21 protein-coding genes and 1 pseudogene are annotated in these 19,915 nt (G+C 61.5%); 9 read left to right on the forward strand and 13 right to left on the reverse strand.

The window, feature by feature from the left end:
* Positions 1-168: 168 nt before the first annotated feature.
* Positions 169-1,485 carry an ATP-binding protein gene (locus tag AB3X99_RS32345; protein WP_368619249.1) on the forward strand — a complete coding sequence of 439 codons (1,317 nt, stop codon included), beginning with the start codon at positions 169-171 and terminating at the stop codon, positions 1,483-1,485.
* A gap of 46 nt (positions 1,486-1,531) precedes the next feature.
* On the opposite strand, the gene AB3X99_RS32350 is transcribed toward AB3X99_RS32345, so the two are convergent.
* The gene (locus AB3X99_RS32350; protein ID WP_133181087.1) at positions 1,532-1,897 is read right to left on the reverse strand and encodes a hypothetical protein; all 366 of its coding nucleotides are present in this window, start codon (positions 1,895-1,897) and stop codon (positions 1,532-1,534) included.
* 232 nt (positions 1,898-2,129) lie between these two features.
* On the opposite strand from AB3X99_RS32350, the gene AB3X99_RS32355 reads away from it, so the two are divergent.
* Genes AB3X99_RS32355 through AB3X99_RS32365 form a run of 3 tightly spaced genes read left to right on the forward strand, consistent with a single transcriptional unit; the run spans position 2,130 to position 3,380 of the window.
* Entirely contained in the window at positions 2,130-2,513 is a 384-nt protein-coding gene (locus AB3X99_RS32355; RefSeq protein ID WP_368619219.1) for a GFA family protein, read from the forward strand.
* Positions 2,510-2,674: a hypothetical protein gene (locus tag AB3X99_RS32360; protein ID WP_165979342.1), complete on the forward strand. Its 165-nt coding sequence runs from the start codon at positions 2,510-2,512 to the stop codon at positions 2,672-2,674. Before AB3X99_RS32355 ends, AB3X99_RS32360 begins: the two co-directional genes overlap by 4 nt.
* On the forward strand, positions 2,637-3,380 hold the full coding sequence (locus AB3X99_RS32365; protein ID WP_069266943.1) for a response regulator: 744 nt from the start codon (positions 2,637-2,639) through the stop codon (positions 3,378-3,380). Before AB3X99_RS32360 ends, AB3X99_RS32365 begins: the two co-directional genes overlap by 38 nt.
* A gap of 12 nt (positions 3,381-3,392) precedes the next feature.
* On the opposite strand, the gene AB3X99_RS32370 is transcribed toward AB3X99_RS32365, so the two are convergent.
* The 3 genes from AB3X99_RS32370 to fusA all read right to left on the reverse strand — a co-directional run bounded on the left by AB3X99_RS32370 (position 3,393) and on the right by fusA (position 7,120).
* Positions 3,393-4,313 (reverse strand): alpha/beta fold hydrolase, encoded by a 921-nt coding sequence (locus AB3X99_RS32370; protein WP_368619220.1) that lies wholly within the window; start codon positions 4,311-4,313, stop codon positions 3,393-3,395.
* A 76-nt stretch (positions 4,314-4,389) separates the two neighbouring features.
* On the reverse strand, positions 4,390-4,947 hold the full coding sequence (locus tag AB3X99_RS32375; protein ID WP_368619221.1) for a TetR/AcrR family transcriptional regulator: 558 nt from the start codon (positions 4,945-4,947) through the stop codon (positions 4,390-4,392).
* Between the two features lie 118 nt (positions 4,948-5,065).
* Entirely contained in the window at positions 5,066-7,120 is a 2,055-nt protein-coding gene (fusA, locus tag AB3X99_RS32380) for an elongation factor G (RefSeq protein ID WP_368619222.1), read from the reverse strand.
* A gap of 337 nt (positions 7,121-7,457) precedes the next feature.
* Here fusA and AB3X99_RS32385 point away from each other — a divergent pair, with 337 nt between their 5' ends.
* Positions 7,458-7,886, forward strand: coding sequence for a hypothetical protein (locus tag AB3X99_RS32385; RefSeq protein ID WP_368619223.1), 429 nt, complete (start codon positions 7,458-7,460; stop codon positions 7,884-7,886).
* On the opposite strand, the gene AB3X99_RS32390 is transcribed toward AB3X99_RS32385, so the two are convergent.
* Both AB3X99_RS32390 and AB3X99_RS32395 read right to left on the reverse strand, forming a co-directional pair.
* Positions 7,803-8,456 carry a Type 1 glutamine amidotransferase-like domain-containing protein gene (locus tag AB3X99_RS32390; protein WP_368619224.1) on the reverse strand — a complete coding sequence of 218 codons (654 nt, stop codon included), beginning with the start codon at positions 8,454-8,456 and terminating at the stop codon, positions 7,803-7,805. The two genes, AB3X99_RS32385 and AB3X99_RS32390, sit on opposite strands and share 84 nt — an antisense overlap.
* Positions 8,457-8,573: 117 nt before the next feature.
* Positions 8,574-9,377: a lipid II flippase Amj family protein gene (locus AB3X99_RS32395; RefSeq protein ID WP_368619225.1), complete on the reverse strand. Its 804-nt coding sequence runs from the start codon at positions 9,375-9,377 to the stop codon at positions 8,574-8,576.
* A gap of 182 nt (positions 9,378-9,559) precedes the next feature.
* Here AB3X99_RS32395 and AB3X99_RS32400 point away from each other — a divergent pair, with 182 nt between their 5' ends.
* Positions 9,560-10,567, forward strand: a complete 1,008-nt coding sequence (locus AB3X99_RS32400) for a serine hydrolase domain-containing protein (RefSeq protein ID WP_368619226.1) — start codon at positions 9,560-9,562, stop codon at positions 10,565-10,567.
* 273 nt (positions 10,568-10,840) lie between these two features.
* Here AB3X99_RS32400 and AB3X99_RS32405 read toward each other — a convergent pair whose 3' ends face one another.
* From AB3X99_RS32405 to AB3X99_RS32420, 4 genes are all read right to left on the reverse strand, one after another.
* Complete coding sequence (locus AB3X99_RS32405; protein ID WP_368619227.1) at positions 10,841-11,449, reverse strand: Type 1 glutamine amidotransferase-like domain-containing protein; 609 nt, start codon at positions 11,447-11,449, stop codon at positions 10,841-10,843.
* Positions 11,450-11,713: 264 nt separating this feature from the next.
* Complete coding sequence (locus AB3X99_RS32410) at positions 11,714-12,613, reverse strand: papain-like cysteine protease family protein (protein WP_368619228.1); 900 nt, start codon at positions 12,611-12,613, stop codon at positions 11,714-11,716.
* Positions 12,614-12,623: 10 nt separating this feature from the next.
* Complete coding sequence (locus AB3X99_RS32415; protein ID WP_342949458.1) at positions 12,624-12,938, reverse strand: hypothetical protein; 315 nt, start codon at positions 12,936-12,938, stop codon at positions 12,624-12,626.
* Between the two features lie 469 nt (positions 12,939-13,407).
* Positions 13,408-14,283, reverse strand: coding sequence for a sulfite exporter TauE/SafE family protein (locus tag AB3X99_RS32420; RefSeq protein ID WP_368619229.1), 876 nt, complete (start codon positions 14,281-14,283; stop codon positions 13,408-13,410).
* Positions 14,284-14,615: 332 nt separating this feature from the next.
* Between AB3X99_RS32420 and AB3X99_RS32425 the strand changes: the two genes are divergently transcribed.
* Positions 14,616-15,416 carry a helix-turn-helix transcriptional regulator gene (locus AB3X99_RS32425; RefSeq protein ID WP_141710792.1) on the forward strand — a complete coding sequence of 267 codons (801 nt, stop codon included), beginning with the start codon at positions 14,616-14,618 and terminating at the stop codon, positions 15,414-15,416.
* Positions 15,417-15,821: 405 nt separating this feature from the next.
* Here AB3X99_RS32425 and AB3X99_RS32430 read toward each other — a convergent pair.
* A pseudogene (locus AB3X99_RS32430) lies at positions 15,822-15,914 on the reverse strand (IS5/IS1182 family transposase); the annotation flags it as partial.
* Positions 15,915-16,526: 612 nt separating this feature from the next.
* Between AB3X99_RS32430 and AB3X99_RS32435 the strand changes: the two are divergent.
* Entirely contained in the window at positions 16,527-17,219 is a 693-nt protein-coding gene (locus AB3X99_RS32435; RefSeq protein ID WP_069266918.1) for a CBS domain-containing protein, read from the forward strand.
* A gap of 421 nt (positions 17,220-17,640) precedes the next feature.
* Here the strand turns inward: AB3X99_RS32435 and AB3X99_RS32440 are convergent, their stop codons facing one another.
* On the reverse strand, positions 17,641-18,855 hold the full coding sequence (locus AB3X99_RS32440) for an MFS transporter (protein WP_069266917.1): 1,215 nt from the start codon (positions 18,853-18,855) through the stop codon (positions 17,641-17,643).
* Positions 18,856-18,945: 90 nt separating this feature from the next.
* Between AB3X99_RS32440 and AB3X99_RS32445 the strand changes: the two genes are divergently transcribed.
* A complete protein-coding gene (locus AB3X99_RS32445) occupies positions 18,946-19,284 on the forward strand; it encodes a helix-turn-helix transcriptional regulator (protein ID WP_083245449.1) in 339 nt (112 codons plus the stop codon).
* A 241-nt stretch (positions 19,285-19,525) separates the two neighbouring features.
* On the opposite strand, the gene AB3X99_RS32450 is transcribed toward AB3X99_RS32445, so the two are convergent.
* Entirely contained in the window at positions 19,526-19,882 is a 357-nt protein-coding gene (locus AB3X99_RS32450) for a LysR family transcriptional regulator (RefSeq protein ID WP_368619230.1), read from the reverse strand.
* Positions 19,883-19,915: the final 33 nt, after the last annotated feature.

Here is a 19,915-nt window from a genome sequence, read left to right on the forward strand (position 1 = left end):
ACCGACCTGCAATGTATTGTGTCCCGTGCCCGCGCCGATACAGTGGGATACAAAGCCGCTCGCGGCATGGGGTATAAACGCATCATTCCCTGCACACGGAGTCCGAACATGCACGCCGATGGACTTGCGGCCCGCCGCACACCGCCGGTTTTAGCGGGCGGCGCGGCAATGCGCGCGCTGCACTGGCCGCGCACGCTGTTCGCGCGCCTCGCCCTGATCCTTTGCGTCGGCCTCGCGCTCGCGCAGGGGCTGTCGTTCAAGCTCACGATGACCGAGCGCAACGACGCCACCGCGAACATGATGACCAATTACATCTCGCGCGAAGTCGCCATCTCCGTGGCGCTGCTCGACCATCTGCCCGCCGCCGAACGTGCCGCGTGGCTGCCGCAGCTCGCGCGGCGCACTTATAGCTTCATCCTCGGTCCCGGCACGCCGGGCGAGCCGCCCGAAGCGAGCCGCTCGAAGAGCGTGGCCTCGGCCATCGCGGCGGGCCTGGGTGACAAGTACGCGCTCACGACCAATTCGGTGCCCGGCAAGCACGAACGCCTGCAGATCCACCTGCAGCTGTCGGACGGCTCGCCGCTCACGATCGATTACCGCCCGGGTCCCGCGCTGCCCCTGTCGGGCTGGCTGCCGGCCGTGCTCATCGCCCAGCTCGTCGTGCTGGCGGCGTGCTGCTGGTTCGCGGTGCGCACCGCCACGCGGCCGCTGCACGAACTCGCGCGTGTGGCCGACGCGCTCGGCCCGGACCTGAAGGCGGAGCGTCTGGAGGAAGAAGGGCCCTCCGAAGTGGCGCGCGCGGCGCGAGCGTTTAACGCGATGCAGGAGCGCATCTCGGCGCACGTGGCCGAACGCATGCAGATTCTCGCGGCCATCTCCCACGATTTGCAGACGCCGATCACGCGCATGCGCCTGCGCGTGGACCAGATGGACGACGAAGCGCAAGCGGGCAAGCTCGCGCAGGACCTGCACGAGATGGAGCAGTTGGTGAAGGAGGGCGTGGCCTACGCGCGTACGCTGCACGGCACCGGCGAAGCGCCCGCCCGCGTCGACCTGGATGCGCTGCTCGACAGCCTCGTATGCGACTACGTGGATGCGGGCTCGCCCGTGACCTTCGAGCGCCGCCTGAACGTGGCGATCGTCACGCGCGTGCAGGCTCTGCGTCGCATCGTCGGCAATCTCGTCGATAACGCGCTGAAGTACGGGAGCACGGCGGCCATCGAGGTGAGCGCGTCGCCGCAGGACAAGACCGTCACGATCTCGGTGCTCGACAGCGGTCCCGGCATTCCGGAGGAAGCGCTCGAGAAGGTGTTCGAGCCGTTCTACCGGCTCGAGACCTCGCGCAACCGGGGCACGGGCGGCACGGGTCTCGGTCTCGCAATCTCGCGCCAGCTCGCCGTGGCGATGGGCGCGGAGCTCACGCTGCGCAACCGGCCCGAAGGCGGCCTGGAAGGGCGGCTCGTGCTGCGCGGCGCGCAGGCGTGAATGGCGGCGCGCCACGAGCGCCCGGTCGTGCGAATCAAGCGGTTACTCAGGCGAGCGGAATGAACACGTTGAACTGGCCTTCCTCGGGATGGCGCGAGCGATGGCCCTTGCCAATGGTGTCTTCGCACAGCACGACCGTGCCCGGCTCGCAGTGGCGCGTGTCGCCGTCGCTCGTTTCGAACTCGACCCAGCCGGTCATCCAGATCACGAACTGACGAACCGGCGTGGTGTGCCAGTCCGCCTCCTTGAGGCCGGCCGGCACCCAGCCGAAGCGCACCGCCTTCGCCGGCTCCCACGTCGACAGGTAAATGGGCGGGATGTTCGGAAAGAGCTCGAGTGGCGTGAGCGGGATATCGATGTCCTCGAAATGGGACTCACCCTGGGCGTCGGCGTAGATGCGCAGACATTTCATGGGGACCTCCTGGAGCCGTTCTCTGCGTTTCGCTCGCTATCAGCTTGCGAGCATAAACAATGCCGGTTTGTGGCTGGCCCGGCTGTGGTCATCGCCGGCCATTTCAGGTCGATATGCGTCGCGCCGGATGGGCGCTAGCGGTCATTGTCGTCCCGAATCGGGCGGGGCGGTTCCAGGTTGTACGCGGCGGGTGGCGCGCTATCCATCACCCATCGAAATAATGGAGAGCAAGATGAGCACGTCGACGAGCACGACCCGCTGGAAGGGTTCCTGTCATTGCGGTGCGGTAAAGTTCGAAGTCCACACGCCGATCGAGCCGGCCGGGCGTTGCAACTGCAGCCTGTGCCGCCGCAAGGGCGCGCTGATGAGCCCGCCGTTCGAGGGCCGTGAGCTGACGATCCTCGCGGGCGAAGACGCGCTCACGCTGTACCAGTTCAATACGCGCGTGGCGAAGCACTTTTTCTGCAGGCACTGCGGCATTTATCCGTTTCATCAGACGCGCAGGGACCCGGCGCGCTGGCGCGTCAATCTCGGCTGCCTGGAGGGCGTGGACGTCTACGCGCTCGAACCGTCGGTTGCCGACGGTGCGAGTCTTTCCCTGGTGGAGGACGCATGAAACGCCTGCTCGCCATCCTGTTCTTCGCGGCGAGCGGCCTGGCTGCGGAGATTGCGCATCCGGTGTACTGTTCGTGCATCGCAGAAACCCGTTCACGCCTCGCGCGCAAGGAGAAAAATACCAATGACGGAAAAGATGGATCACGTTCTGATCGTCGATGACGATCGCGGCATACGTGAACTGGTCGGAGCCTACCTCGAAAAGAACGGCATGCGCGTGTCGCTGGCCGCGAACGGGCGCGAAATGCGCTCGGTGCTGGAGGGCGGCGCGCCAGACCTGATCGTGCTCGACCTCATGATGCCCGGCGACGACGGGCTCGTGCTATGCCGCGAGCTGCGTGCGGGCAAGTTCCGCGCCGTGCCCGTGGTGATGCTCACCGCGCGCAACGAAGAGACGGACCGCATCGTGGGCCTCGAAATGGGCGCCGACGACTATCTACCCAAGCCGTTCGCCGTGCGCGAACTGTTCGCGCGCATCCGCTCGGTGCTGCGCCGCACACGCATGCTGCCGCCGGGCATGGAAGTGAGCGAGGCGGCGCAACTGCTCGCGTTCGGCGACTGGCGACTCGACACCACGGCGCGGCATCTGCTCGACGCCGAGGGCACGATCGTCGCGCTGAGCGGCGCGGAATACCGGCTGTTGCGCGTGTTTCTCGACCATCCGCAGCGCGTGCTCACGCGCGACCAGCTGCTGAGCCTCACGCAAGGCCGCCAGGCCGACGCGTTCGACCGCTCGATCGACCTGCTCGTGAGCCGGTTGCGCCAGCGCCTGCGCGACGAGGCGCGCGAGCCGCGTTACATCAAGACGCTGCGCAGCGAGGGGTATGTGTTCTCCTCGGCGGTGACCACGGTCGAAGCGCCGGAGTAACGCCGGCCCGAGTCAGGTCCGGCCGAAGAAATGCAGCAGTGCTTCGGCCACGGCCGCGGGCTGCTCCTCCGGCAGGAAATGGCCGCAGTGGGCCAGCGTCGCGCCTTGCACTTCATCGGCGTAAGGGCGCAGCGGACCGGCCATGTCGGCAATCGAGCCCTGATCGGCGCTCAGCGCGAGAACGGGCATCCGCAATTTGCCGCGCGTGCTCAACTCGCGATTCTGACGCGCCGAAACATCGGCCGCTCGGTAGTAGGCCAGCCCCGCGCGCAATCCGCCTTCCTTCGTGAACACGCGCAGATATTCGTCGATATCGGCATCCGTGAAGGTCTGCGGATTCGCCGTTTTGCGGCGCAGAAACCACTCCAGATACGCGCGCTCCTTGCCCGCTATCAGCAGCTCCGGCAGATCGGGCACCGCATGGAAGGCGAAGTGCCAGGTGCGCCACGAGCGCTCGGGCGCGACTGGCAGCGCTTCCGGCAGCGTGATGCCGGGAATGCCGGCGTCGAGCAATGCGAGGCTCGACACTTCATCGCCGAAAAGCGCCGCATAGGGATAAGCGACCCATGCGCCGACGTCGTGGGCGGCGAGGTGGTAACGGGGCGCTCCGAGCTTGCCGATCAACGCGTGCAGGGCGGTTGCGAGCGATTGCGTGTCGTAGCCACCTTGTGGGCGGTCGGAATCGCCCTGGCCGGGCAGGTCCGGTGCGATCACGCGATAACGCCCGGCGAGCAGCGGCATGACCTTGCGCCACGCGAACCAGCTTTCTGGATAGCCTGCCAGCAGCACGACTGTTTCGCCATCCTTATTTCCGCCGATTACGTAATGGAGCCGTGTGCCTTCGACAGTTTCGAAGCGATGCGCGAAGCCGGGCAGGACGGGGTCGGCCAGCGACGGTGGACCGTGGTCGATGATGCGTGAGAGCGTACTCATGACGTGAAGCTCCGTTGGTTTTGAGGAACACAGGCATAGATTGGAAATATTTGTTTCCAAATTAACCAAAAAAATTTCAACGCAGCAAGCGCATGGCTTCGTCGGCCGCGGCAAGCATGTCGCGCTGCGTGCGCCCGGATTTGCCGATCAAACGAAAGCCGTGGAGCAGGGCGAGCAACGTGCGCGCCATCGCCGGGACATGGACTTCCGCTGCAACCGAGCCGTCTCGCTGGCCTTGCTGGAGGAGTTCGCGCAGCATCTCTTCGGTGCGCCGCATGGCGGCTTCGATGCGCGTGGCGACTTCGTCGTCGAAAGTGGCGAGCGCCGTTGCGCTGGAAACCACGAGGCATCCGCGCCGACCCTCGCTGCCATGGGAAGATTCGGCGTAGAAAAGGAAGATGACGCGGATCTTCTCGCTTGCTTTGGACTGCTTGTCGAGGCGATGACGCAGTTCGGCGTGGCGCGTAGTGACGTAATGGTCGAACGCGGCGAGAAAGACACCGCGCTTGTCGCCGAATGCCTTGTAGAGGCTCCCTGCTGTCAGGCCCGTTGCTTCGCTGAGATCGCCTACTGAGGTGGCGTGGTAACCGCGCTCGCGGAAAACGCGCACGGCGCCGTCCACGACAGTTGCCATGTCGAACTCGCGTGGGCGGCCGGGGGAGCGGGCCAGGGGTCGGGATGGGTGCTCGGATGCCATGGGGAAGATTATAGGAAATGTTTATTTCCTAATCAACAGCCTCATTTCAAACACCTCACTCCACACTCTCCCCCCGCCCCTTATGCTGCGCCGCGAGCCTTTCCTGATGCGTCGGCGGCACCGGATCGTAGTGGCTCAGCTGAATGCTGTAATTCCCATGCCCGCCCGCGAGTGAATTCAGCCGCGACTGATAATCGTTGAGCTCGGCAAGCGGCACCTTCCCCGCAATGACCATGGCCTGCCCGCCCATCGTGCGCGTGCCATGCACCTGCCCACGCCGCGCCGAAAGATCGCCGATGATGTCGCCCATCGCGGCCTCGGGCGTCATCACCTCGATATCGACAATCGGTTCGAGCACGATAGGCTGCGCTTTCAATACCGCATCGATAAACGCCTTGCGCCCCGCGGTAACGAACGCCACTTCCTTCGAATCCACCGGATGGTGCTTGCCGTCGTACACGATCACGCGCACGTCCTGCATGGGAAAGCCCGCGAGCGGCCCGCTGTCGATCACCTGCAAGATGCCTTTTTCCACGGCAGGCATGAACTGCGAAGGAATCGCGCCGCCTTTCACTGCATCCACGAACTCGAAGCCCGCACCGCGCGGCAAGGGCTCGACGCGCAACATGACTTCGCCGAACTGGCCCGCGCCGCCGGTCTGCTTCTTGTGGCGGCAATGGCCTTCGGCTTTGCTGCCGATCGTCTCGCGCCACGCAATCGTCGGCGGACGCGTCACGACGTCGAGTTTGTACTGATCGGTGAGCCGCTCCAGCATGTAGCGCAAGTGCAGTTCGCCCAGGCCGCGGACCACGGTTTCATTGGTCCCTTCGGGGTGATCGATCTGCAGGCAAGGATCTTCTGCCGCGAGCTTTTGCAGCACTTCCCACACGCGTTGCTCGTTGCCGGGTCGCGCCGGCTCGATAGCGAGACCGTAAATCGGATTGGGAAACGCAGGCGGCGTAAGGTGGATGTTGCCGTCTTCGGGCGCGTCGTGCAGCACGGCGTCGAAGCCGATATCGTCAGCCTTCGCCACCGCGCAGATATTGCCGGGCCCCGCGCGCTGCACCTCCGTATGCTCCTTGCCCTGCAGCATCAGCAGATGCGCGACCTTGAACGGCTGTCGCGCGTTGCCGATATAAAGCTGGCTGTCGCGCGTCACCGTGCCCTGATGAATGCGAAACACCGCCACCTTGCCGATATACGGGTCCATCACGATCTTGAACACATGCGCGAGCACGTGCTTGTCGGCATCCGGCTCGGCGCGCACGGGCTCCTTGCCTTCCTTGCCCTCCACTTCGCGGTAGAACAGCGGTGGATTGCCTTCGGTGACATTGGGCAGGAGCCGCACGAACACGTCGAGCAGTTGCGCGATGCCCGCACCCGTCGCCGTAGAAGTGAAGCACACCGGGACGAGATGGCCTTCGCGCAACGCGCGTTCGAACGGCTCGTGTAGTTGCTCGGGGCTGATGGCTTCGCCTTGTTCGAGGTACAACTCCATCAACTCGGGATCGAGTTCGATCACCTGGTCGACGAGCGCATTGTGCGCTGCCTCCACGGAATAGAAATCGGCCTCGCCAGCCGGGTTGAAAAAGCAGTCCACCACTTCGCGGCCGCCTTGCGCAGGCAGATTGATCGGCAGGCAGGTCTTGCCGAAGGTCTCCTGGATCTGCTCGAGCAGCCCCGGCAAATCGACCTTTTCCGCGTCGATGCCGTTCACGATGATCATCCGGCACAGCTTGCGCTGCTGCGCGTACGCCATCATGCGGGTCGTCGTCATCTCGATGCCGGTGCGCGCATTGATGACGATGGCCGCCGTTTCCACCGCAGGCAGCGCGCTCATCGACATGCCGGCGAAGTCGGGGTAGCCGGGTGTGTCGAGCAGGTAGATGCGCGTGTCCTGGTGGTCGAGGTGGGCGATGGCGGAGTTGAGGGAGTGGTGGTATTTGCGTTCGAGGGGATCGAAATCGCAGAGGGCGGTGCCGCGATTCACGCTGCCTGGCGCGTGCAGCGCGCCGCCCTGGTGCAGGAGCGCTTCGGCAAGCGAGGTCTTGCCGCAGCCGGCATGGCCGACCAGAGCGATCGTGCGGATGGCTTCGGGACTGTAATCCATTTGTCGATCCATTGTTGTACAGATTTATCCGGTATGACCCACGAGCGTTTCCAAATTTCACTGTATAATCAATAGGTTGCCAACATAATGAGTCCGGTTCGATCCATTTTGTTCCGACTGCTGCCATGTGTCCAGTGGTGGGCTAGATGGTGGGTCAAAATCCTGGGAAATACCCTATGCCGATGCTGACCGACCGCGCGCTGCGCAACCTGAAACCCGGCGACATGCCGCTCAGTGATAGTCAGGTACCCGGACTGATGATTCGACCCAATGCTAACGGCGGCAAGTGGGCGCTACGTCTACGTCGCTGCGCGACGCCCGAGCGCGTGCGCTGGCAATGCGCAGCCAGATCGATGGTGGCCATGACCCCATCCAGGAGCGCAGACGCGAGCAGGTGATTATCGAGCGGGATGCGAAGGTGCCCACGTTCTTGCAGGCCGCCGAGAAAAAGCATGAGAAGGCTAAGAGTGCCTGGAAGCAAGCCGACGGCAGAAACGTGCGGCGGTGGCTCAGTAGCGTGAAAGCGCACCTGGCGCCGCTGCTGGAGCGCCGGGTCGATACGCTCAAGCCGTGTGACTTTTTCGATGCGCTCACGTCCGCATGGATCGAGTGCCCGCGTGTCGCGGATAACGTCTTTCAGCGTGCTAGCGCAATCATGGAATGGGCGTTCGCGGCGTACCGTTCATTCGCAACGCCGCGGGCCAACGATCTCGCTCCGCATGCTGTCCATTACAAAAGCCTCGCCGTCTTTCAAGGTCCTATATGACATTTGGTGGCGCTCATAGAATGCGACCTCCTCACCGACCGCCTCCGACTCGGGATGATCGGATTGAAAGTGCACGACGAGGGAAAACGGTAAAATTCCGAGCCCGTCCCAGACCACAGCCGGATCGTATCCCGGAGGAACTTCCGTGGGATCGCTGACGTGATCGAGTGCGCGCAGCGTGCTCGACGCAACGACCGCTGCCGCACTGAATCCCGAGTAGACGATTCTGTCACGTTCGAGCAAATCCGCTATAGCGACATCGAATCCGCTCTGCTTCATCGCCCTGCGAAGTATGAATGCGTTTCCACCGTTGATCCGTACCGCGTCGAACTGCTCGAGTGTCTCATCTACGCGATCAGTTGTTCCGAAGAACTGCCGAAGATCAAGTTCCTGCACAGTGAAGCCAAGTGCTCGAAGTTTGATTGTTTGATTCTCCAGCCATTGGGCGCGCGCCGCTTCGCGATGGTCAAGTGCGTTGACGACAATTGCCGCTCGCAATTGACCACCGACCAAGCCGACGAGTTGTTCTGGTCTGGCGCCCACATCGAAGGAAGAAAGGTACACTCGCACAGCGAAGTCTCCGGCGAACTTAAGATGTTTTGGAATCGTCCATGAAAAAGAATACTTTGTCGGATGTGACTTGCTCGCCGCCCGATGCCAGACACGTTTCCGGTATTGTTCGCATCGCTAAATAAGTTCGGCGATGCGAACAATGATCAATGCCGCTGGAACGAGCGCTGCCTGAGCGCACAGCGTCCCGAGCACACGCGCACCCGCGAGGGTTGTAATGGCCCGCCGGAAGCTGTTTTCCGAAATCCGGCCTTCGATTACGTCGTCAGTCATCACTGAAACTTGCGGATCGATGACGAGTGCCAACACCACCGTCGCAAAACCATTGATAACGGATGACAGATTCGCACATGTAACCCGCAGATCAGGATTGAGGTATCCAGCGTAGAGCGACGCGAAAACGCCGACTGTCCAGATCGCCATTGCGACGACGTTTAGCCCGATGACTTTCCAGGAAACGCCCGCCCCAGTCGCTAGTTGGATGACGTTGTGGCGGGACGGGAGCCGCGCTCCAAGCCGAATGTAGCTGATGCCTCCGCGACTGAAGATATGGAGTAGCAGACGAGGGATCGAGCGATTTGCCTGGAAGTGGTCGACAGCGCGGCTGAAATAACGTTGAAACGTGGGAATCAGAAACGCACCGACAGTGCTTGCCGCCGTGGCGGTTAGCAGAAAGAGCCGAAAGTCCCCGAGCAAACCGTGCTCCAGGTGACGCGCGATATCCAGTTCAACCCGCTTCGCGATGAATGGCCCCTGAAAGGAATTTGCCGTCCGGGAAACAAGGGCGATGATTCCGAATAGGGAAAATGACACGGCGATACGGCGCGTGCGAACGCCGGCAATCCGAACCGCATATGCTAGCGTCGCAATCACATGGATTACGAATGTAAGCCCGCATATCATCAACAGCTGAATGTCCATGTCGTCGGCATACGGTTGGCATGAATCGAAGCCTCCAACTGTACACTGCCGCTCCGATTGTTGACGACGTTGGTTCACTCGTCGTGTGACGGGAATTGGCCGAGCCGAACCGAACCTCGCAGAGGGGCTTGCGCCGGCGCAGCCGGTACAATTAGGCAACAACCCTGCCGATGCGCGAACCGATGACCGACCTCGACCGATTTCTGGCGGAAGCGACTGCCGGCGGCAAAATTCCCGGCGTATCGCTAGCCGTTCTTCACGCGGGGACAATAAGCGCCGAGCATTACTTCGGCGTTCGTGGTGCGCACGACCGCGCAGGTGTCGATGCAGCGACCGTCTTTGAGGCTGCGTCTCTCACCAAACCGCTCGTCGCCTACGTTGCGCTTCAGCTTGCCGAAGAAGGGCTGCTGGATCTGCACAAACCCCTGTTCGACATCTGTGGAGAGTACGTACCCGGAGACTCGAATGCTCGGCGAATAACAGCCTTTCATGTGCTGACTCACACGAGTGGTCTTCCGAATATTGTCCGCGACCAAGCTCCACTCCGTACGTATTTCGTCCCCGGCGAGCGATTCAGCTATGGCAGCAGTGCGTTTGCATGGCTTCAGCGCGCGATGGAGGCCGTAAGCACACGCCCACTAGAAATGTTGGCGCGAGAGCGCGTATTCGAGCCGTTGGGCATGCGTCATTCGAGCCTTGAGTGGCAGGAGCGCTTCGCGGTCAACCATGCGCAGGGCCAGGGATGGGAAGGCGAGCCAGTGCCTAAGCGTCGCGTGCAAACGGCGCAGGCCTCCTGGTCACTTCTGACGACGGCATCTGACTATGTCAGCTTCATTCAGCATGTACTGGCTCGCCGAGGCTTGGCGGCCACGAGCTACGATCAATGGTTCGTGCCGCGCATCAATACGCGCCAAGGCGACGACACCGAAGACCTTATCGGTCAGAACCCGCCCGATCTGAACGTTGCCTGGGGATTGGGCTGGGGGCTCGAACCCTTTGAAGATTGCTTCTTTCACTGGGGAAACAACCCGGGATTCCGGGCACTTGTTCTCGCCAATCGTGCGACGCAGGATGCAGTCGTCTGGTTCGCCAATTCGGCCCGAGGCATGAGGCTGGTACATACGGTCCTACCAGAAGCCGTTCCCGGCGAGCACCCCGCCATCGAATGGCTTCGGATCGGTAGCTTGTGACCCATCGTCACGGGCGTTGAGCGACCGAAACCGGCAATCCCATACTGACACGATTGGTTCACAGACACGGGCGACTAAAGTCCCCCTGAGCGGCCCCTCCGCAAATTTCCACTACCGCCATTGGATCGTTGGCGTTATCGGCCAATTCGCTTGACCGGCAACGCGGTCTCGATCACCGTCTCGTGTTCGCGATAGACTTGATATGCGGTTGATCCCTCTCGCCAGGAAAACACGCTATCGACAGAAGTGCTCAAGTACAGAGCGGCCGCAAAATCATCGATGGCAATGGAAGGTGGGACCGTATATGCTTTTTGCGCAGCATGCAGCATGCAGCATGCAGCATGCAGCATGCAGCGTCTCGCGTCTCTTTGGATCGCTGCTGTAGTGAACGGCGCAACCACCGGGCAGCAAGCCAAGGCAGTCGAGCGGACGATAAGCTGCCCCCCAAAACGAATCGGTCAGACCGGCCTCGTACCAACACATTGCGCCCGCACTCATGCCCGCGAGCAGCACGCCGCTCTCCCACGCCTCCCGAAGAACTGTGTCAAGCCCCCACTCGCGCCAGACAGCTAGTGCTGATTTTGTATTTCCACCGCCGACATAAATGGCGTCCTGCTCAAGCAGCCTTGTGCGGAAATCGGTGGTAAGGATCGACTTCGAGTCGGGTTTCCGAAAGAACGCAAGATGAGAAGTCTCACAGTCCATGTCGCCGTAGGCGGCGTGGAACTTGCCAAGATGCTCAGGCAAGTCTCCGCTTGGTGTGGCCAGGTAGCAGATACGTGGTCGCGCCTTTCCTGTGAGACTAACGATATGCTGGTCGATGGGCGAGGGTGCGTCTTCCATCATGAAGCCGCCACCACCTATGGCAAGGATACGCCGCATGGATGCTCCGTTCGTTGATCGTCTGTCGTGGCGCCAACCCGGTAGGCGGTTGGTTTTGCGATTGTCGACGATCCAGATGAGGTTGTCGAACGTCCGCAAGAGGCGGTCCCAGCCCGTGGACGGCGGGGCAGTCGATCCGTCTGGCGACCCTGCTCGACACCATCGCCGCCTCACCAGACGTCCGCTGAGGTCGCCACCCCTGTGTCGCGCATCTGCGCGGCATTCCGGCGACCGTATCGTAGTGCCGGTGCTCTTCGAGGTGGCTCAGGGTTTGGTGAAGGCGTAGCCGTCAAGGGTCGCTCCGCCGAAGTAGGTGCCGGGGAACTCGCCGAACTCCGTGAAGCACTCGCCGTTGACCGGATCGAGGATCAGCAGCCCCTCGCCCTGGATGCCGGCAATCACGACGAAGTGGGTCCCGCCGCTGAGCCAGGTGATCGAGGCGACAACAGGTCGCCCGGCGTCGATCTCGGCTCTGAGATCGGCGAGAGTCAGATCCGGTCCGTGATAGCTGGCGTAGTTGCCGACCGTCTTCAACGCGTCGGTCACCCCGCCGGATTTCAGATAGCGGGTGTCGATCCCCAGGCGGGCGTCGTCGAGCACGTAGCGGGCGCCGATGGCGTAGGGGTTGGCGTAGCGAGCGGCCAGGTCGGGGTTCTGGATCAGTGCCTGCGCCGACGGGCAGGCAGTGGTGTTCGTCGGGAACCCGTTGATCTCCTGTCCTATCTGCGTCATCACCTCGCATTGCTTCCAGGTGCTTGCCGGGTCGTAGAAGTGATCGACGGTGGCGCCGCAGGCGATCCAGCACCACTGGTCACTCTGCTGGTACTGCAACCGCACCGCGAGGCGGTTGGTCACGTCCGGTACGTACGTCTGCACCTCGATCGGCTTGGCGTCGAGGACGGTGATGTCGGTGACGACGTTCAGCGGCGAGTTCCAGTCCACATTGACGACGAAGGTGACGCCGTGGTTGGGGTCGTAGGGTGGTCCGTGGGGGCAGACGTTGTCGGCGGAGATCGTCGCCGCACCGATGAACCGGACCTTGTTGTCGGCGTACTCCGACGCCGTGACGATGACCGTCGAGTCGTGGTCGATGGCGTCCCAGTTGAAGTTGAGGGTCGTGCGGCCGAGGAACTTCCCCCAGTACTTGCGGATGGTCAGCGGCATGATCCCAGCCTCAGTACTGGATCTCGATCGGCGCATCGTCGAGAACGGTGACGTCCGTGACGATGTTCAGCGGCGCCCCCCAATTGACGTTGACGACGAAGGTGACGCCGTGGTTGGAGTCGAATGGCGGCCCGTGGGGGCAGACGTTGTCGACGGTGATGGTGGCCGCGCCGATGAAACGGTGCTCGCTGTCGGCGGGCGTCGTCACCTTGTACTCGGCGGCGGTGACGATGACCGTTGAGTCGTGGTTGATGGCGTCCCAGTTGAAATTGAGCGTCGTGCGCCCCTGGAAGGGGCCCCAATACTTTCGGACGGTTTGCGGCATGTCGGCACCCCTGTCGCGTTGGAGAGTAGTAACCTCAAGCGCCCTCTGGGTCGACCTGTGATGGTCTGAGGTGCCTGGATATGGCAACCGTGACGTCGCGCAATCCTCGTTTCGGACAGAAAAAGGCTAGATGATTTGACGTAGATGACCAGGGGCGACGAAGCGTATATGTAGGGCAACGCACATAAGCGGCAGGCGGACACATAAACCCCATCCCAGGGCAAGCGATACAGGCTCGCGCATGTGAACGGCCGCTGGAAGGGGTGTGTGAGTCATCCGAACATCGGCGACGGCCCGAGAGCGAGTGGCCCTTCATGGGCCGCCTGCGGCCCGACGCGGATGCCCGCAGGCGACCCGATAGCGGACCAAAGCGCTGTTGGACATCTATGGCCGCTCCGCTTCGGTTCAGAGGTCATTTGAGCGGACAGCCAGATTCGACGGGGCGCACGTTCTGCGGCGGATTCTCTAGTTATCCAAAATAGCTGATCCCCGAGACAATCAACAGCAGATTCACAAGCCATACGAAATGATTGTCGGACAGCCGTTTATAGAGCGTCATGCCGATCGCGGTTCCGAGCAGCGACCCGGGTATGCAGAGCAGAATGGCTGGGGTGAAACCGGTTTTGCCGGCGGAGTGTCGCAAGAGACTAATTGCAGCGAGCGCAGCGACCTGCGTGATCAGGATAAACGGCTGATACATGGCACGCTGGCGGTCCTTGTTCCACCCCTTGAACCCGCACCAGATGGTCACGAATGCTCCGGGAAAGCCGGCCGCGCCACCCGTGACGCCGCCGAGAAATCCCGCCAAGACATCGAGTGCCTTCGCCTGGCGCCGGATGACGAGCGGCCGCCTGGCGAGCATGTAGCACCCGTAGAGAACCAGGAACACACCAAGCACGTGGGTGTAGACGTGACGATCCAGCGTGAGCAGTACGGCGATGCCCAGGGGCAGTCCGACCCCGCCGCCGACCAGGAAAACAGCCAGCGGCCGCCACTGGATATCCCGTTTGAGTGACCAGACCATTGCTGTCTGGTTCGCGATACTGCAGACAATCATGATCTGGACGACCTGCACCGGGTCGGCGGAGAGATGGAACAGCATTGCGCCGCAGACTGCGGAGAAGGCGAAGCCCGCGATGCTGGATATGCCAGACGCCAGAAAAACGGCACCGATGACAAAGACTTCGACGCCTTCGTGCACGGACAAGGCCAGGCAAAGTGCCGTGGCGAGCACGAGCACCGCCCACTGAAGTTTGACCTGCCAGGGGTACCATCCCGTTGCCGGGGGCAATGACCGGGCTGGTCCCGCGGCGCTCTCGGGCGCGGGCTGAGGTTCGCTATCCATTTGCCGTGTCTCTCCGTGTTGGACATTACAGGAAAGGCCAGTATTTCCCGCCCGTTGTGGCGGGAAGCGCGCGTTCAAGGATTGATTACATCGGTGCGGCGGGTGCGCTGGCTCGCCAAGTCGCGCGCGGCAGCCTTGTCCCGCGTCCGCTGGGTGTCGTCGCACCATGAAACATCGAGTGCCCAGTGCTGTTTAGTTCCAGTTGATGACGGTCGCGGCTGTGAGCGGCACATCAGTATCGAGCACCGTGATACGCGTCGGTACTACCTGAAAAGGTGATACCCTCATGCTCACCGAAGATCGGTGATCCGCACATTCTTCTTGAGGACGACATGCTTCCATTCGCGGATTCCACCAATCCACCGGTGCACGATGACGTCTATGCACTCTGGGATCGGCTGGCCGAGTTCTCAGCAGGTGATGGCGATGTCGCGCTGTCCCATCTGCTAACCAAGCTCTGTGCCATGGTCAAAGCACAGAATGCGCTTTGGGCCGTTGTCGTGCGATTGCCTTCGCTCGCGCCAAAGGATCCTTTGTTCGGCTGGCGTCCACGACTGGTTCGGCTTCTGCATCCGGTACCGGCGATGGTCGCTTCGGTGCAGGAGCAGTACGACACGCTCTGGTCCGGCCACGTCGACTCGTCACATGTCGTGGCCGCCTCAGGGAACGAGCCGTTCTGCGCCAACCTGCTCTTCGAGGCGATGCCCGCCGAATGGTTTGAAGGTGAGCACTATCGGCGCCACTACCTCGAAGTCGGCCACGGCGACAGCATCCAGGTGCGTTGCTCGCTCAATGACGATGTGCGGATTCATCTCTTCGTGTTTCGCGATGTGCGGGCACCCCGATTCTCTGCGCCGGATCTCGAGCGTCTGGGTTTCGTGATGCACGGGCTGAGATGGTTCAACCGGCAGCAACTGCTCAGCCACGGCCTGCTCATCGCCGACGCGCCCCTGACGACGGCCGAGCGAAGGGTGCTGCTGTGGCTGCTCGACGGACTCACGGAAAAGCAGATCGCGCAGAAGCTCGACCAAAGTCCGAACACGACGCATGTCCATATCAAGGCGATCTACGCCAAATTCAACGTCCGGAATCGCTCAACGCTCACCGCGCTGTGGCTCGGCAAGCTGAGATAGCAAACTGCAGGCGCTGGCGTTGCAGGCGACGATGGCGAGCCACCCGCGCAAGGCGAGGCCGAAAGGCTTCTTGTCCGTGGATGCAAATCGCGGAGCCTCCGCGCTGCGCGAGATAAAGATGTGCACGCGGACATCCTCGTTGAGGTCGCAACGCATTGACATGCTGTCTGCGTGGCCGACGGCCAGGTCGGCCAGAGGGCTCATCCCGGAGCGCGAACATCGAGTCGTCAGGCTGGCTGTCCGAAGTGGACTGGACAGGTCGCACCGGCACGGGCCGAGAGAGAGTCACGCGATCACCTATTCAGGTTATGTTCGGGTGTCAGCGAATCATCTACGATTAGACCCATGCCGCTATTGCATTGCAGCGTGCCCGCCTTGAACGTGCCGCTGTCGACAGCACAGCTGGATGCCATTGAGTGCCGCACAGTCCGAGGCCCGCAGACGCCCAAGGTATCGCTTGCGTCGCGATTTGTGACGCGGAACTAGCGCTTCGATCAGTAACTACAGCTGGCGATCGATGATAGCAGCTGGCACTCCTTGCTCCATTGCTCAGGCATCCCAGGTTAACCGCTTGCCGGAAAAGTAGACTGCCGTTACGAGCTCTTTTTGAACTGGCCTTTTAAGGAACCTCGACATGAGATGCGCGAGCCGGGTCAACATTGTTCGAACCTGCTGCCTGCTCACGGCGATGGCCACCGCCGGGGTCCAATGCTGTATTGCCGCGACCGGTAACGACGATTTCGATTCTGGGCTAGAAGACTCCGCCGTATTTTCCCGTGCTTCGGGAAACACTCCGTTTCCGCGCTTCGACGCATCGCAGATTCCGTTTGCTCCGCAGCCCGCACTGGATGACTCAATTGCCCTTTGTATTCCGGACCTCTACTGTTCACTCGCAGTGCGATAGCGCAGTCGGCGCGATCGCGCTCAACGATAAGAAAAGTCTATTCAAGGCGGGTGTTTGCCCAATGAGCACCGACCCCTCCGGGAATTGAATCAGGTTGTGGAATCAAGGCGCCTCAGCACCGAGCGATCGGCTCGGGACGGTCTGCCAAAGCCACGTGATGGGAGCACCAGACGAGGACCCGTCGCAAACAAGCAGGAGGAGCAACTATGCGCGCGCAAGACATCATGACTGCGTCCGTCATCACTGCCACACCGGACATGACGATCCACGAAGCGGCAACACTTTTGGTCGAAAACCATATCGGAAGCATGCCGGTCGTCGACGAGAACGGACAAGTTGTCGGTATCGTCGGCGAACGCGATCTTCTGCATCGAGTGGAGAACAGCACCTGCCACAGAAAGCGCCAGTGGTGGCTCGAACTCCTGTTGTCGTCCCCCCGCGCTCAGGCCGCGAGGTATCTGAAGGAGCACGGGCGCGTCGTCGGCGACGTGATGTGCGAAGAGGTGATTTCGATCTCGGAGGACATGCCGCTCCAGCGGATCGCGGACCTCATGGAGCGTCGACGTCTCGACAGCGTGCCAGTGTTGAAGAGTGGCACGCTGATCGGAAATCTAAGTCGCTCGAACCTGATTCGCGCACTCGCGCGGATTGCTCCGGTCGTGGAATTAGTTTCGCGCGATGACGCGAGCCTGCGCGAAGAGATAGTCCGGACGATGCACGGGCAGAGCTGGGGATTGCCCAAAAACTGCGTGCGCGTCAAGGATGGTGTCGCGCATCTATGCGGGGTGATCGAATCTGTAGAGGAAAAGCGGGCCATCCGCGTTGCGGCGGAGAGCGTGCCGGGCGTCAAGCGTGTGGAGTACCATCTTGAATATCCAAACGTGATTCCGGCCCTGTAGCTCACGATCGCAAGACGCGTGTCGATCGTCCGGGCTGAACGACGAATCACTGCGATCGTGACGGTCACGTCAAACCGGGGGGCGAAATATCGACGGGTTTCGATCGCGGGCTTCAAATCAGGCAAGCGCTCGACGTAGGCAATCACACCACTGACGCCATGTCACGGCTCAATCTGCCGACTGATCTGCGCGTCCGTGGTGCGGCTTGCAGCGCCGGATTCTCGATTCGATCTTTTTAGAGAAGGTCCGCTGTTCGCTGCCGAACAGCCACTCGAATGACTGAGTGGCTGCGATCGTAAAAGGCAGCTTCTGGGCCGACCACCGTCGCATGCCGTACACAGTGCCATCGACGGAAAGCGAGCCAGAGCGGTCCAGCAGGCAGGCGCTCGGTGGACGGCGAATTGGCAGTGCAAGCGGTATATCAGGAGGTAACCGCTCGTTCATCACGGAGCGTCGCCGTGAGTATCATCGCCACGCATGCAATCGCCGACGCGGTGATAAAAACGTCCTTGAGCGAACCAAACCAGGCTACGAAATTGCCCCCCATCACGTTGCCCAATGTCGTTCCAAGACCGAGAAAGACGTTGGCAACACCAAACACCGTGGTTGCCGAGCAAGGGTCCATAGTCTTGCTGATATACGCGGGAATCAGTCCGTAAATCGCATAGAACGAGAGACCGAAACACACGGCGGCCGCTCGCAATTGCCATGCTTCGGAATGGAAAGCGATCAGGAGACCGGAGCCGGCGAGTGCAGTGAAGGAGAATGCGAGCGCAATCCGTGCCCCTGCCTTGTCGGCAGCCATCCCCGCGGCAAATCCGCTGAACAGTCCCACCGCGCCAATCGTCGACCAGACTTGCCCGATAGTTGCCAGGGAATGTCCCTCATCGGCCAGAAAGCTCGACAGGTAGTTTTGCCACGGCCCGCAAGCCATTCCGCTCAACGCAAGCAGTATCCAGACCGTCAGGTTGGTGCGAGTCATCAATTGCCACCGGCCGCCGGACGCGCGACGACTTACGGCGCGCTTTGGCGCCTTGCGGCTGAAAACCTGTGGAGCGAAGCGGCGAAGCGCAAGCAGTCCCACAAGCGCGATGACGAGCGAGACCGACCCCGCCACAATCCATATGGAGTGCCAACTGTGTGCTGGTAAGCCCCGCGACACAAGAAGACCATTCGCGAATTGCCCATAGGCCGTGCCGCTCGAAACCAGACCATTGACGCGGGAACGGTACCCGAAGGGAACTGTACCGGAGATTGCACCGACGCTCGGGACCATCATGAAAGCCGCCGTCGCCCCAAGTCCGGCGAGAACGAGTCCGACCGACATTACGCTCTGGACTTTCGCGAACAGTAGCAAAAGCAAGGCTGCCGCAGTGACAGCGCCCACAATGACCTGCCCCTCGCCGAAGCGGGTTGTGAGGCGCGGAGAAACTAACGCCGCAACGAGGTACGCCGTCTGGGTCCCACCAGTTACGATGCCAATCGCCGTATAGTCGATTCCGAGACTTTGCCGCATCACTGGCACGACCAGCACAAAAAGATAGAGCCCAAAGCCGAACACGACCGCCACGAACAGCGTGAAGACGACAGCAACGCTGATCGTGCGTACGATCGACTGGGTTCTCGTGGAAGTCATTGCGTGCGTCGCCATAGTCGACCTATATCGATAAGTAGCTATATAGAAAGAGTACAATATAGGTTGGTCCCGTCAAGGAAAATCTGAGCAATGTCGAAAATGGACAATGTCGATGAGAACCAGCTGCAGGAGGCGCTGCATGCACTCTCGAATCGCCACCGGCTGACGATACTCATTTGGCTTACCGAGCCGGAAAAGCACTTTCCACCGCAGCGGGACGCGGACCTTGTGAAGGATGGGGTCTGTGTCAGCTTCATCACCGAGAAGACTGGCCTCAGTCAGCCCACTGTCACCACGCATATGCAGGCGCTGGCAGCGGCAGACCTGGTGACTTCGAAGAAAATCAAAAACTGGGTGTACTACAAGCCCAATAGCGTGGCGATCCAACGCTTGCTCGACGACTTGGATCGCGCGCTACGCCACACTTGACCGATACGCTTTCCACAACTGGAGTGGGGCTCCGCATCAGACATCGCGTATGTGCCGAGAGGGGCGTTTGTTGGGGGGCGGAACGACGCTTTGGTGACCAAATGCAGCGGTTGCTACTGACTGTTCGTGGCCCGACCTCTCCACCGATGCGGTCGGCCTCAGCCGACCCATCTTAGTCCTTCGGCGGTGCGAGAGTGACTGGCCGCTCTGGACGCGATCGCGCCATTGGGAACATACCGGGTTAGCGAGCCCGTGGTTCGCCGTCTGTCCTTCTCACGACTGCGGACGACTGGTGCTTAATGCTTAACTCGTTCTCGTTGATCGATGCTCGCGCTTCCCGACGAAAATGGTACAGATCAGACAGCAATCTTTCGCCCACATCGAGAAGGCTGATACCAGCGGCGGTCAGTGTGATGGGATACGTAGCCCGGTCAACCAAGGGGGCGCCATACCAGGCCTCCAGGGCCTTCACCCTGCGACACACAGCCGTCGGCGTTGCATGACGCACCTCTGCAGCCTTTGAGAAACTGCAAAGCTTTCCTACAGCGACGAAATCTTCCAGCCAGGTAAGTTCCACAAGCCTGCTCCCCGCCGCCATGCTGCCCTGATGGGACGCGTTCGCGGCCCAAAA

This window comes from Paraburkholderia sp. BR10882 (assembly GCF_040948855.1).
GTDB lineage: Bacteria > Pseudomonadota > Gammaproteobacteria > Burkholderiales > Burkholderiaceae > Paraburkholderia > Paraburkholderia nodosa_A.